Source organism: Vreelandella glaciei, from assembly GCF_013415125.1.
GTDB lineage: Bacteria > Pseudomonadota > Gammaproteobacteria > Pseudomonadales > Halomonadaceae > Vreelandella > Vreelandella glaciei.
In genome coordinates, this window is sequence record NZ_JACCDE010000006.1 from 68,378 (window position 1) to 81,943 (window position 13,566).

The 13,566-nt window shown below is 55.9% G+C and carries 11 protein-coding genes; 7 read left to right on the plus strand and 4 right to left on the minus strand.

Annotation, left to right across the window (positions count from 1 at the left end; all coding sequences use genetic code 11):
• Positions 1-25 precede the first annotated feature (25 nt).
• The gene (locus HZS80_RS05965; RefSeq protein ID WP_035566646.1) at positions 26-760 is read right to left on the minus strand and encodes a GntR family transcriptional regulator; all 735 of its coding nucleotides are present in this window, start codon (positions 758-760) and stop codon (positions 26-28) included.
• Between the two features lie 233 nt (positions 761-993).
• Between HZS80_RS05965 and pabB the strand changes: the two genes are divergently transcribed.
• Together pabB and HZS80_RS05975 are read left to right on the plus strand one after the other, a co-directional pair.
• Entirely contained in the window at positions 994-2,349 is a 1,356-nt protein-coding gene (gene pabB, locus HZS80_RS05970; RefSeq protein WP_179915437.1) for an aminodeoxychorismate synthase component I, read from the plus strand.
• Between the two features lie 115 nt (positions 2,350-2,464).
• Entirely contained in the window at positions 2,465-3,097 is a 633-nt protein-coding gene (locus tag HZS80_RS05975) for a phosphoadenosine phosphosulfate reductase domain-containing protein (RefSeq protein ID WP_179915438.1), read from the plus strand.
• Positions 3,098-3,110: 13 nt separating this feature from the next.
• Here HZS80_RS05975 and cysB read toward each other — a convergent pair whose 3' ends face one another.
• A complete protein-coding gene (gene cysB, locus HZS80_RS05980) occupies positions 3,111-4,085 on the minus strand; it encodes an HTH-type transcriptional regulator CysB (RefSeq protein WP_179915439.1) in 975 nt (324 codons plus the stop codon).
• Between the two features lie 372 nt (positions 4,086-4,457).
• Between cysB and trxA the strand changes: the two genes are divergently transcribed.
• Positions 4,458-4,781 (plus strand): thioredoxin, encoded by a 324-nt coding sequence (trxA, locus tag HZS80_RS05985; RefSeq protein ID WP_008959554.1) that lies wholly within the window; start codon positions 4,458-4,460, stop codon positions 4,779-4,781.
• Positions 4,782-4,855: 74 nt separating this feature from the next.
• Here the strand turns inward: trxA and HZS80_RS05990 are convergent, their stop codons facing one another.
• Positions 4,856-5,953: an AI-2E family transporter gene (locus HZS80_RS05990; RefSeq protein WP_179915440.1), complete on the minus strand. Its 1,098-nt coding sequence runs from the start codon at positions 5,951-5,953 to the stop codon at positions 4,856-4,858.
• Positions 5,954-6,170: 217 nt separating this feature from the next.
• Here HZS80_RS05990 and HZS80_RS05995 point away from each other — a divergent pair, with 217 nt between their 5' ends.
• Positions 6,171-7,025, plus strand: a complete 855-nt coding sequence (locus tag HZS80_RS05995; RefSeq protein ID WP_179915441.1) for an SIMPL domain-containing protein — start codon at positions 6,171-6,173, stop codon at positions 7,023-7,025.
• Here the strand turns inward: HZS80_RS05995 and serS are convergent.
• Positions 6,970-8,247 (minus strand): serine--tRNA ligase, encoded by a 1,278-nt coding sequence (gene serS, locus HZS80_RS06000; protein WP_179915442.1) that lies wholly within the window; start codon positions 8,245-8,247, stop codon positions 6,970-6,972. The genes HZS80_RS05995 and serS overlap by 56 nt on opposite strands.
• Before the next feature lie 184 nt (positions 8,248-8,431).
• On the opposite strand from serS, the gene HZS80_RS06005 reads away from it, so the two are divergent.
• From HZS80_RS06005 to HZS80_RS06015, 3 genes are all read left to right on the plus strand, one after another.
• Positions 8,432-9,022, plus strand: a complete 591-nt coding sequence (locus tag HZS80_RS06005) for a DUF4202 domain-containing protein (RefSeq protein WP_179915443.1) — start codon at positions 8,432-8,434, stop codon at positions 9,020-9,022.
• A gap of 126 nt (positions 9,023-9,148) precedes the next feature.
• The gene (ydiJ, locus tag HZS80_RS06010; RefSeq protein ID WP_179915444.1) at positions 9,149-12,250 is read left to right on the plus strand and encodes a D-2-hydroxyglutarate dehydrogenase YdiJ; all 3,102 of its coding nucleotides are present in this window, start codon (positions 9,149-9,151) and stop codon (positions 12,248-12,250) included.
• A 246-nt stretch (positions 12,251-12,496) separates the two neighbouring features.
• Positions 12,497-13,558, plus strand: a complete 1,062-nt coding sequence (locus HZS80_RS06015) for an efflux RND transporter periplasmic adaptor subunit (protein ID WP_246361747.1) — start codon at positions 12,497-12,499, stop codon at positions 13,556-13,558.
• Positions 13,559-13,566 lie beyond the last annotated feature (8 nt).

Here is a 13,566-nt window from a genome sequence, read left to right on the forward strand (position 1 = left end):
TGTTTTAGCTGTGTGATTGAGAGCGTTACGATTTAGATGCTGACTGTTCGAGAGTAGCTGCATAGCGATCCGCCACATTGGCGCGGGAGGCGCTGACGTGGCGGCGCATGAGCAGCTCGGCCAGCTCGGCATCGCCGGCCTCAATGGCATCGACAATGCGATGGTGCTCCACAAAGGCGCGCTGTGGTCGCGTGCCACTGGCACTGAACTGGGTGCGATAAAGACGCACAAGGTAATAGAGATCGTCGCAGAGCAGGTTCATTAGCATTTTGTTATGACTGCCCTGAACGATGCAGTAGTGAAAATCGAGATCACCTTCGCGCTGGTAGTAAGCTTCGCCGCGTTTCAGGTCGGCCTGGCCTTCATGTAGCGCCAGCACATCCCGCAAGCCCTGGACCTCTTCCGGCGACATATGCTCCGCCGCTAAGCGCGCCGCCATACTTTCCAGGGCTTCACGCAGGTCAAACAGCTCTAAAAGCTCTTTCATCGAGAGCTTAACCACCCGAGCGCCCACATGGGGAACCCGCTCGATTAAGCGGTGTGCTTCCAGGCGGCGCATCGCCTCGCGCAGCGGCCCGCGTGAAATACCGTAGGTTTTAGACAGTCCCGGCTCGGTGATCTTACTGCCGGGAGCAAGCTCTCCGCGTACGATGGCATCCTGCAACTGATGAAATACCCGCTCGGCGAGCGTGCGTACTTCGGGTACAGCCATTTCATGCAGCGAGGTGTCGGAATAAGAAGAAGAAACGGGTAAGCTCATAGCGAATTGTCGACAATTAGGAACATAGCGAAACTTTAGCCTCGCGAGCCACAGCCGTCAACTTGCTTATAAAGCGACTCTATGCATCTTTCGTTGTAGACAAAAAGTCTAGCTGCAAAAAAAGTGTCAACAATCCCGCTTCGAGCGTGAGAAATGCGTCAATCGTGCCACTGGTGCCGATCTTCAACGACCTCTAACATATGCAGCCCTTTTACCGGCCAGGCGTTTGCTTAATGAACCAGGCGTTGACGATAACTGCCCTGCCCTATTCACCCGATCCATTGGGAATATTCGCCTGCCTACGTGCCAGGCCCGGCGCGGTGCTGCTCGATAGTGGCCGCCCTATCGCCACCGGTCGCTTTGATATTATCAGCAGCGACCCGCTTGCTACGCTGGAAGTTGCTCACCATGGCGAAGCGAGTATTGCGTCAGATCAGCTTAGCCTACCGGCGCACATAGCTAGTGATGCGTTTGCCCTGCAGCAGTGGCTACTGGATCAACTGGATATTCCTAATGAAACCAGTGAACTCCCTTTTTTAGGTGGGTTAATAGGCTACTGGGGCTACGATTTAGGGCGAAAAACCTTATCGATACCGAGCGCTCAGGCAAGCCCAGTAACGTTACCGCAAGCCCGCTTAGGGCTTTACGATTGGTGTATCACACTGGATCACATGGCCCAACAGGCGTGGTTAATCGCCACCCCGCAGCGCCGGGAGCAGGTGGAGAGCTGGCTTACCCAGTCGCCAGGGCCAACTAGTGCGTTTACATTAACCAATAGCTTTAAAGCAGAACTTAGCCACGCCCAATACGTCGCACGCTTTAACGCCGTGCAGCGCTATATTCGAGCGGGTGACTGCTATCAAATCAATCTGGCTCAGCGTTTTTATGCCGATTACCAGGGGGATGAGTGGCAGGCCTACCTGCAGTTACGCAAAGCGACCCCCACGCCCTATTCAGGTTTTATGGCCTGGGGCGATAAGGCCGTACTGTCACTTTCGCCCGAGCGGTTTATTCAGTGCCGCAATGGCGAGGTCGAAACACGGCCGATTAAAGGTACCCGCCCGCGAGGCGCGACGCCAGAAGAGGATCAGTCGCTGGCTGAAGAGCTAATGAGCAGCACTAAAGATCGCGCTGAAAATGTGATGATTGTTGACCTGATGCGCAACGACCTGGGTCGTGTGTGTCAGCCTGGCTCCATTCGCGTGCCGCAGTTGTGCCACTTAGAGAGCTATCCCAACGTTCACCATTTAGTTAGCGTCGTACAGGGGGAACTGGCCGATAACGACACACCACTGGCACTGCTTAAGGCAGCTTTTCCCGGCGGCTCAATTACCGGCGCACCCAAGATTCGCGCCATGCAGATCATTGATGAATTAGAGCCCTGCCAGCGCAGCGTCTATTGCGGCAGTTTAGGCTATGTCGATGTACGCGGCAGTATGGATACCTCCATCGCTATTCGGACGGTGGTCGCCGAGGCGGGAAGATTGCACGTATGGGGAGGCGGAGGCTTAGTGGCAGACTCTCAAGCGGACGAAGAGCACACCGAAACACTGGATAAGATTCGCCATCTGATTGGCGCGTTGGAATAAGAAATTAAATTTCTATATCAAAAAGGAATATAAAAACCTAACTAAACGGTATTGGGGAGTCACGGGTCGGGTTTGATAACCTAGTCACCATATCTACACTCGAACAGGTGGCAGCATGTCCTCAGAGCTTGAAGCGATCAATAAAGAATTTGCAAACAACGGTAACAAAAACCCTCAAGGCTTGATTGAGTGGGCGCTGGCGCAAGGCGCACGGCCTATTTGCACCACCAACTTTCGCCCTTTTGAGGCGGTGATTCTGCACATGGTCAGCCAGGTACGCCCGGATATACCCATCGTATGGATGGACAGCGGTTACAACACCGAGGCGACCTATCAATTCGCCGACGAGGTGATAAAACAGCTCAACCTCAATATCGTCAGCTTCGTGCCCCGTCGTACCCGCGCCCACCGCGAAGCGCTGGACGGCCCCATGCCGGGCATTGACGACCCGCGCCATGCAGCCTTTACTCAGGAAGTTAAACTCGAACCCTTCGAGCGTGCGTTGCGTGAAATGCAGCCCGACGTATGGTTCACCGCACTACGCGCTGAAGACACCCCCGAACGCGCCAAAATGCAGGCGGTTAGCCGCAACAGCAACGGCCTGTTAAAAGTGGCCCCGCTGCTACAGTGGAGCGCTAAAGATATGTATCAGTACCTACAGGCGCATAACCTACCCAATAACTTCGACTACTTTGACCCCACCAAAGTGGAAGAGAAGCGCGAATGCGGACTGCATTTACAGCACTGATACTCGCCAATAATCAATACTCGGGCAGGTCTAAGTCCTCAAACAGCGACTGTTCATGGCGTGGGCCTGCTGTTAGCGCTTCATCTACACGGTCACGGGTTAAGTGAGGCGCAAAGCGCTCTAAAAAGTCATACATATAGCCGCGCATAAAAGTGCCACGACGAATACCAATCTTGGTCGTGGAGCTGGCAAACAGATGGCTTGCATCCAGTGCTACCAAGTCATCGTCAAGCGCCTCATCCACGGCCATATGCGCCACAATGCCTACCCCCATGCCCAGCCGCACGTAGGTCTTGATCACGTCGGCATCGGCGGCGGTTAGCACCACATTGGGCGTCAAACCTTTCGCTTTGAAGGCATCGTCTAACTGCGAGCGGCCGGTAAACCCAAACACGTAGGTGACCAGCGGGTGTTCGCCGAGCGCTTCAAGCGTCAACGGACCCTCATGAGTGGCTAGTGGGTGACCCTTAGGCACCAGTACGCAACGGTTCCAGCGATAGCACGGCAGTAGCACTAAATCGGTAAATAGCTCTAACGACTCGGTCGCGATGGCGAAATCGGCCTGCCCTTCACTGACCATCTGCGCAATCTGCTTGGGCGTACCCTGCTGCATATGCAGAGCAACATCGGGGTATTTCAGGGTGAATTCGCTGATAATGGGTGGCAGCGCGTAACGAGCCTGGGTATGGGTCGTGGCAATGGCCAAGCTGCCGCGGCGCTCATCGCTATGCTCTTGAGCCACCTGCTTGATGTTTTCGGTGAGGCGCAATACCTGCCCGGCCAGGTCAATAATCGATTGGCCAGCCGGCGTTACTCGCGTTAGGTGCTTGCCGCTGCGGGCAAAAATCTCGACACCAAGCTCATCTTCCAATAACCGAATTTGTTTGGAGATCCCCGGCTGTGAGGTAAATAGACTTTGCGCTGTGGCTGAGACGTTCAGGTTATGTCGATTGACTTCCCAGATATAGCGTAGCTGTTGTAGCTTCATATCCTCACCTTATTTATTCTCTAAACAGATCTATGTAGGACGCGCCTGAAACACATCCTTGCGCAGCTACTACGATGCGTTTGATGGAAAGCGGCGCTGGTGCCGCACTTTACAGCACCAGATAGAATAAAAAACAAATGAATAATACTTTTATATTATAAAAAAATCTTCCTTCCAGCATCCATTAATTTCTGCTATTCAGATAAATCACCACACGGGAAATTTGCCAGCAACCTCCGCGCCCGCTAACATCTGCCCACGCTTATCGTGATAGAGATGAGGCGCGGTGAACGAGCGCCAATTGATCGCGTAATGACCGTTGCTCCATTTGAGGCAACGAAACAGTAAGAGCAACGCAAACGGGAGAAGCAAATGGCTAATAATGTTGATGTCACCAACGCCAATTTTGAGCAAGAAGTCCTCAACGCTGAACAGCCTGTGCTAATGAAATTCTGGGCGCCCTGGTGTGGCCCATGCAAAGTCATGGCCCCGGTCGTTGATGAAGTAGCTGCAGAGCGCCAGGACAGCCTGAAAGTCGTTAGTGTCAATGTTGACGATGCACCTGAAATTGCTGCCGAGCAAGGCGTACGCGGTGTACCTACCGTGATGCTGTTTAAAGCTGGCACCAAAGTCGCCTCACTGGTCGGCGCTCAATCAAAATCACAACTGACGCAGTTCATCGAACAAAACGCCTGATGACAGCCGTTTAGTATGTGCAATAACCGCCGACTCTGTCGGCGGTAGTATTTTCACTACTCTTTACCTTAACTTCAGCGCTTCCACGGCGGCAAACTTGCATCACTCGCCCGGCCATCTTTAACGCGACGCTTTCCAGGCCCTAACAGTCGTGCGATCCAACGTGTTTGTGGATGACTATCGAGGGCAATCTTCAGCGTCATCGTCAGCACCACCGAAAGCAGCATCCCCGCCGCACCAAATATCCACCCCCAAACCACCAGCGATAAAAACGCTACGAAAGTGGAAAGTCCCAGCGCCTGCCCCATTACCCGCGGCTCAATCAGGTTGCCGAGCACAAAGTTGATGACTAAATAAGCGGAGGCAAGTAGCAGCGCCTGAAAAGCACCGCCATCTTGAGCGACCAGCAGTAACAGCACGGGAGGTATCGCGGCCAACGCGGAGCCAATATTAGGAATGAAGTTGAGTGCGAAGGCCAATACGCCCCACAATAGCGGAAAATCCACGCCTACGATCATGCAAGAGAGCCATACCAGCGCCCCGGTAGCTAGGCTAATCATGGTTTTTACAGCTAGATAGCGCTTCAGCGTTAAGCTGAACTCACTAAAGCGTTTCAGGCTGGGTGCCGGATTCTCCAATGCACGCGAGACTTTGTCGCGTACATTGAGCGTTTCAAACAGCATAAAGATGACCAGCAGCCCAACAATAATGCTTTGCATGAAGAGGTTGCCGAGCTGACCCAATAACGCCGGCATCCAGGAGCCTTCATCCTCCCCTTCGAACAGCGAGTTGATCTGGTCGGGGTTGATGGCTAGTCCCCGTGACGAGAGCGCATTAAGCAAGTTCCAATACTGCTCATAAAGCCGCGACTCTATCTCCGGCAACGCTGTTACAAAGGTACTAAAGCTATTAACGACCAGCAGGCCAATCAGCGATATAAACGCCAGCAACACCATTAAGGTCAGAAATGCCGACATCCGCATGCTTAAACCACAGCGATGCAGCCACTGCACTGGTGAGGTGCACACGACAGCGACAAATATCGCCAGCAGCAGCGGTACTAATAAATCAGCGCCTGCTTTCATTCCAGCGATAATCACTACCAACGCAGCGAGCGCCAAGGTGGCATTGAGTGGAATACTGCGGTAATCCTCGTCCGACAAGTTCGACATAGTCCATCCCTAGCTTGTTATCCATATATAATGGCTGCATTCGGCATATTGCACAAACCATGCAATTAATAAGTAACTGTTTTGCGTCCACTCTTCCGCACTGAACTTTCTCTCTCACTTTGCTTCAAAGCTGGGTCTGCCCTAACTTCCTGAAACGGCTTTTAAAAACAGGATTTAACTTGGCAGCATGACTGCCTGTTCTCCAAGGAAATCATTTATGAAAGCAATACCGGAAAACCTTCAAACACCAGGCTCTAAACGTTTACGCAATGGCCTACTAGGCGGTGCTCTATTGGCACTCCTTAGCGTTCCTTTTGCTCACGCTTCAGAGTCAAACACGCCTCAGCCAAGCCTTCATGTTCAAGCCCAGTCGTGGGTTGAGGTAGAACCCGACAAAGCCACCCTAAATGCGCGGCTATGGGAAAACACGCCCGCCCTTTCCACCTTGGAAGAGAGCGATAGTAGCGCACTTAGCGATGCGCGCGAGCGTTTAGAGACCCGCGCCAGCGAATTAATCGAAGAGATGGAAGCCACTGGCCTTGAACGCAACGCCATCAACGCTGGATCGCTTAACGTCTACCCAGAGCACATTCAAGGACCGCGCAACGAGGACGGCGAACATGAAACACTGCAACGCACGCGTCTCGAGCGCCCGGTCACCGTCGAACTTACCGACCTTAATCAGTTAAGCGAAGTGTTAGACGCACTAATTGCCGCAGGTGTTAACTCGCTGGACGGCGTGCAGTTTGACCTACAAGATCGCGACGCCGCCACCGACGAAGCGTTGGTTAAAGCGCTAGAGAAAGCGCAGCACAAAGCGAACCTAATGGCCGACAGCTTAGATGCCGAGCTGGGCCATGTGCAGCGCATTGAAGAGACCCAATCGCCTATTTTCCAACCGCGCATGATGACAATGCGGGCAGAAAGCGATTCTGCTGCCAACCAATCGGGTGCCGCCAGTGATTACAGCCCCGGCACCATTCGTATTGATGCCGGGGTTAGCGTTGAGTGGGCGCTTAAAGGGCCAGACGCTCCACGCCGCCCAGATAGCGACGTAGCGGCTCAGGAATAGTTACCGAGCCATCCGCCTGCTGGTGGTTTTCAAGTACCGCCAGCAGGCAACGACCTACCGCCAGCCCTGAACCATTCAGCGTATGCAGCAACTGCGGCTTTTTGGCATCTGGATGGCGATACCGCGCCTGCATACGCCGGGCCTGGAAATCCTCGCAGTTAGAAACCGACGAGATCTCCCGGTACGTCTCCTGGCTGGGTAACCACACTTCTAAATCGTAGGTTTTAGTCGCCCCAAAGCCCATATCCCCGGTACACAGCGTTACCACGCGATAAGGCAACTCCAACGCCTGCAGAATCGCCTCGGCGTGACCGCGCATCTCTTCCAATGCTGCGTAGCTTTTCTCCGGCTCTACAATCTGCACCATCTCGACTTTATCGAACTGATGCTGACGGATCATACCGCGAGTATCGCGCCCGTGTGAGCCCGCTTCAGAGCGGAAACACGGCGTATGCGCGGTAAGCTTCATTGGCAATGCCGACAACTCAACGATTTCATCGCGCACAAAGTTGGTCAGCGGCACTTCCGAAGTGGGTATCAGGTGGTATTCGCGCTCATCGTCCAGCTTGAACAGATCTTCGCCAAACTTCGGCAGCTGGCCGGTGCCCATCAGCGAATCACGGTTGACCATATACGGCACGTAGCACTCTTCGTAGCCGTGCTGCTCGGTTTGGGTATCCAGCATAAACTGCGCCAGCGCACGGTGCAGGCGCGCAATCGGTCCACGCATGACCGCAAAGCGGGCACCGGTGATTTTAGCCGCCAGCTCAAAATCGAGATAACCCGACTTTTTACCTAGATCAACGTGATCCAGCACCTCGAAATCAAACGCCCGCGGCGTGCCCCAGCGGTGCAGCTCAACGTTATCAGCTTCGCTTTTGCCTTCCGGCACGCTTTCGTGGGGTAAGTTGGGAATACCGCTAATGGCGTCGTCCCACTCTTCCTGCACCTCGGCCAGCTCGCGCTTGGCTTTATCCAGGCGATCGCCTAAATCGCTGACTTCATCCAGCAGCGGTTGAATATCTTCACCGTTGGCCTTGGCTTTACCAATCGCCTTGGAGCGCATATTGCGCTCGTTTTGCAGCTGCTCGGTTTGCGTTTGCAGCTCGCGACGACGCGACTCCAGCGCCTGTAGTCCCGCTTTATCAAGCACAAAGCCCCGGCGGGCCAGTTGTTGAGCAACCGTGTCAAGATCACCGCGCAGCAGTTTCGGATCGAGCATGAATCCTGTCCCTTGGCCTGAAAACAATAAGAGCAACGCGCTGATGCGCGTGCATAAAAAGAGCTATTGTAGGCAAAAGCGTGGCGGTGGGCCATGGGCGGTGTCAGATGCGTACGTAGAGTGTTGTGATTCGCACGGTTTCTCGGCAACCTATTAGCATCATTTCTAGCCGAGCAACGCTGCTATGCCTACCGCTTTTGATCAAACGCTCATCGCCATCAATGCCCTGCATGCCGAGGACCCGCGCTCCACGACGCTTGCCGATGGCACATCCATGCCTCAGGAACTGGCCTATGCCCAGCGCATGAGCGACTGGCTAGACCGCGTGCATGACGCGCCCGATGACGTGCTGCGCTTAGCCGTACGCGCACAGCACTTACAGCGCTGGTTAGTGCCGCGTGAGGAGTACCCCGAAGGGCGCGTAGGCTACTTAACCTGGCGGCGCGACCAGGGCAAGCGCGCAGGCGATACCACCGCCCAGCTAATGCGCGACGCAGGCTACAGTGACAAAGAAGCCGAGCGCGCCGCAGCGATTATTGGCAAGAAAGGCCTGGGCCGAGACCCCGATGTGCAAGCGCTGGAAGATTGCGCCTGCCTGGTATTTCTAGAGAACTACTTTGCCGACTTTTCGCGCAAGATCGAGCACGACCATATGGTGCGTATTGTGCAAATGACCTGGCGCAAAATGTCGCCCCGCGCCCACGATCTTGCCCTAACACTGCCCATGTCGGACGCCTCTGCTGCATTGGTAAAAGAGGCTCTGGGAGTGGATTAAGGAGAGGAGTCAGGTGTGGGGCAAGCGACAGAGCAATGCGCTACCGTAAGATGCAGCCGGGCAGCCGCTGCGGTAAAGTAGCCGTCTTCTTTTTTTGCGCCCCCGGCACTGACGGCTTGCTCAACTATGATTGCATCCTTGGATACCCGTACCGCCCCGTTCGAACGCTTGGGAAATTCGTATGTACGTTTTCTTCAAGCCCTTAAAACACGTGGCTTTGAAGGCGAAATTGCCCCCGACTATGCCAACCGCACGGTGCTGGCGACGGATAACTCGATTTACCAGCGCCTGCCCCAGGCGGCGGTCTACCCCAAGCATGCCGAAGACCTAGAGCGCCTCACCCGGTTGGCCGCCCAAACCACTCACCGCAGCATTGTATTAACACCCAGAGGCGGCGGCACCGGCACCAACGGTCAGTCGCTCACCGACGGCATCGTGGTGGATGTCTCCCGGCATATGAATCAGATCCTAGAGATCGATGTGGAAGCACGGCGGGTGCGCGTTCAGGCGGGCGTGGTGAAGGATCAATTAAACGCGGCGCTCAAACCGCATGGACTGTTTTTCGCCCCGGAGCTTTCGACCTCCAACCGCGCCACCATCGGCGGCATGATCTCCACCGACGCCAGCGGCCAGGGCAGCTGCGAATACGGTAAAACCCGCGACCATGTGTTGGAACTCGATACTATTCTGATCGGTGGAAAGCACCTGCACAGCCGCGCTTTAACATCGGACGAAGAGCAGGCTGAGCGCCAGCAGGAAGGCATTCTGGGCCGCGTGCATACCACCGCCGCTGATATTATCGACCAGCAGCGCGACTTGATTGCAGCCAAGTTCCCGCCGCTCAACCGCTGCTTGACCGGCTACGACTTGGCCCACCTGCGCGATAGCCAGGGGCAGCTGAACCTCAACAGCCTGCTGTGCGGCTCGGAAGGCTCGCTGGGCTTTTTGAACGAAGCGGTGTTGAACGTGCTGCCGATTCCCAAGCACTCCACCCTGGTCAATTTGCGCTACACCAGCTTCATGGATGCGTTGCGGGATGCCAAAGCATTAATGACTGCCAGCGCGCGACCTACCTCGATTGAGACCATCGACGACACCGTGCTGCAATTGGCCATGGAGGACTTCGTCTGGGACAGCGTGGCGGAGTTCTTCCCGTCAACCGCTAACACGGCGATTCGCGGCATTAACCTGATCGAATTTAATGACGACGATGAGAGCGCCCTCGCCGAGCGGGTGCGCGCCTTCACCGATCACCTAAGCCAAGACACCTCCGTCGAACGCCTGGGCTACACTCTGGCCGAAGGGCGCGGGCAGATCCAGAAAGTCTACGCCATGCGTAAGCGCTCGGTGGGTTTGCTCGGCAATGTGCAGGGCGAGAAGCGGCCGATTCCGTTTGTGGAAGACACCGCCGTGCCGCCGGAGCATCTGGCCAATTTTATCGCCGAGTTCCGCGCCGCGCTGGATGCCCGAGGGCTCTCTTACGGGATGTTTGGCCATGTAGATGCTGGTGTACTGCACGTTCGCCCCGCCATCGATATGAAGGATCCCGAGCAGGAAAAGCTGATTCGCGCGGTATCCGATGAAGTGGCGGCGCTGACCCAGCATTATGGCGGCCTGCTGTGGGGCGAGCACGGAAAGGGCGTGCGCTCCGAATATTCACCTAAGTTCTTTGGCGAACTCTACCCCAGCCTACAGCGGGTAAAAGCGGCTTTTGACCCCTATAACCAGCTTAACCCTGGCAAGATCGCCTCGCCCGCCGAAAGCGCCGAGCTAATCGCCAAGGATAGCGACCCTGATCTGTTGACGGTGGATGGCGTGCCCATGCGCGGCCAGTTTGACCGCACCATCGATGAGCGTGCATGGCAGGCCTACGACGCTGCGGTGTACTGCAACGGTAACGGCGCCTGCTACAACTACGACCTTGATGACCCCATGTGCCCTTCCTGGAAGGCAACGCGGGATCGCCGCCACTCGCCCAAAGGCCGCGCCAGCCTGATCCGCGAATGGCTGCGCCTGCAGACCCAGGCGGGGATCGATGTCGTCGAGGAGTCGCGCAAGAAGAAAGCCGAAGGCGGCTGGGGCTTTATTAAAAGCTTTCCGCTGCGGGTGGCGAACACGCTAAGCCGCAAGCAGCACCACGACTACTCCCATGAAGTGTATGACGCCATGGCGGGGTGTCTGGCGTGTAAGTCTTGCGCGGGGCAGTGCCCGGTTAAGGTCAACGTCCCCCAGTTTCGTTCACAGTTTTTAGAGGTCTACCACGGCCGCTACCTGCGCCCGATTCGTGACTACGTGATTGGCGGCACCGAGTTTATGCTGCCCACCCTGGCCAAAGCCGCGCCGCTGTATAACGCCGTGATTGGCCAACGTTGGGTAGAGCAACTGATGCGCCGCACGCTGGGCATGAGCGATTCTCCGGCGCTTTCACGGGCCAGTGTAAAAAAGCAGTTGAAGGCCTGGGGCGTTGCCGAGGCAACGCCGCTCTCGCTGGCCCTGTTAACCGAGCAGCAGCGCGCCAACAGCGTGATTATTGTGCAAGACGCCTTCACCACCCACTTTGAAGCCAAGCTGGTCATGGACGTGGTAGAGCTACTCTCGCGCCTCAATCTACGCGTGTTCGTGATGCCCTATTCGGCGAACGGCAAACCGCTCCAGGTGCAGGGCTTTCTGGGCGCCTTCGAGCGCACCGCCGCCAAGCAGGCCGAACGGCTACGCACCCTGGCCCGTTTTGATATCCCCCTGGTAGGCATCGACCCGGCGATGACCCTCACCTATCGCCAGGAGTACGTCAAAGCGCTAGGCAATGAGGCCGTCCCCGAGGTGCTGATGCTGCAAGAGTGGCTGGCAACCCGCATCAATACGCTGGCGCCCACCCCGCTTAAGCTAACCGACCCAGGCTTTAAGCTGCTCTCCCACTGCACCGAGAAAACCAACGCACCGGGTAGCCCTAAAGCGTGGCAGCAGGTGTTTGCGGCCTTTGGGTTAGAGCTTGAGCTGATGACCACCGGCTGCTGCGGTATGTCCGGCACCTACGGCCATGAAACCCGCAATGCCGCTACGTCAGAAACCATCTACGCCCAGTCGTGGCAACCCCAGGTGGAAACCGAAGAAAACGCAGGCAAGCTACTGGCTACCGGATACTCCTGCCGCAGCCAGGTGAAGCGCTACTCGAATCAAGTGCTGCAACACCCTTTACAGGCACTACTCGTTGCCTTAAAGCGCAGCTAAAATTTGTACAAATACTAAACCTTGTATAATGTTGAGGGAGCTAACGGCGTGCAGTGTGAAAGCTGTCACGCTGTTCATTGACTGCAGGGAGCCTCTAATTAACGTAATGAGCGCAGGCCAGACAAGGCAAAAATCAACGAAAAAGCGGAGTTTACGAATTGTAAATGAGCATTTTGAGGTGATTTTTAACGCCGTATGGGCAAGCGCAATAGTTAATCAGAGGTTTCCTATTTTTCAGGAGCTGCCTTGTTGTCTCTACTTCCCTCCCTGACTCGCCTAGGCGCAGGCGCTGTTTTAACCCTGAGCCTAGCATCCCTCGCTATCGCTCAGGAAAACCGTGTTGAGACGCAGGTGGTGGCGGACTCTCCAAGGATTGAGATACTGCCGCTTACAGGTAGCGTCAGTGCCCCACGCACCTCACAGCTATCAAGCGCTGAAACGGGTCAGGTCAGTGAGCTAACGGTTGAGATGGGCGACACAGTCACTCAAGGCCAGCCGCTGCTCTCACTGGATACCCGCGATATTAGCCTGGAAAGCCAGCGTGCCCGCGCGGATCTGGCCCAGGCCGAAGCCGAACGCGACGAAGCGCAACGCCTAGTGAGCGAAGCCAACCAGCTTTCGGCGCAAAATTTTGCCGCCAGCCAGCGCCGTCAGCGTGAAGGCGCTTTGGCGGCGGCCCAGGCCATCCTTGAAGCGCGCCGAGCCGACTACGAGCTGGCCCAGTTGCAGTTGGAGCGTCATCAAATACGCGCCCCTTTTGACGGCATGGTCACTCACCGGGAGAGCAATATCGGTGAGTGGGTCAACCCCGGTGACAACCTGCTTACCTTGGTCGATTTAGCGTCTCTACGCTTGGATTTCTCGGTGCCGCTCTCTGCCTACCAGCGCTTTGAGGGCTCTCAATTAGAGGTAAGCTTAGAAGGCAGCGATCAATGGCACCCGGCGCGTACCCTCGCGCGTATTCCCCTCGATGCCAGCTCAAGGCAGTTTCTGCTGCGAGCGGCACCTGAAACACCCCTTGAAATGCTGCCGGGTATGGCGGTGGAAGGCCGTTTGCAGCTTAACGGCGAAAGCGGACCCAGCGTGCCGCGGGATGCCCTCATTCGCCGCCCGGATGGCAGCGTCAGCGTTTGGCTAGCCCGCCAGAGTGATGATACTTGGCAGGCGTTCGAGCAGCGGGTTGAGATCGGCAGTAGCTACCAGGGAGAGGTCGCCGTCAATGAGGGCCTATCAGCGGGAGACCGCGTGATCGTCGTCGGTAATGAGCGGCTTGAAGAGGGGCAAGAAGTGTCCCTGAGCGACGACTAAAGGAGCGA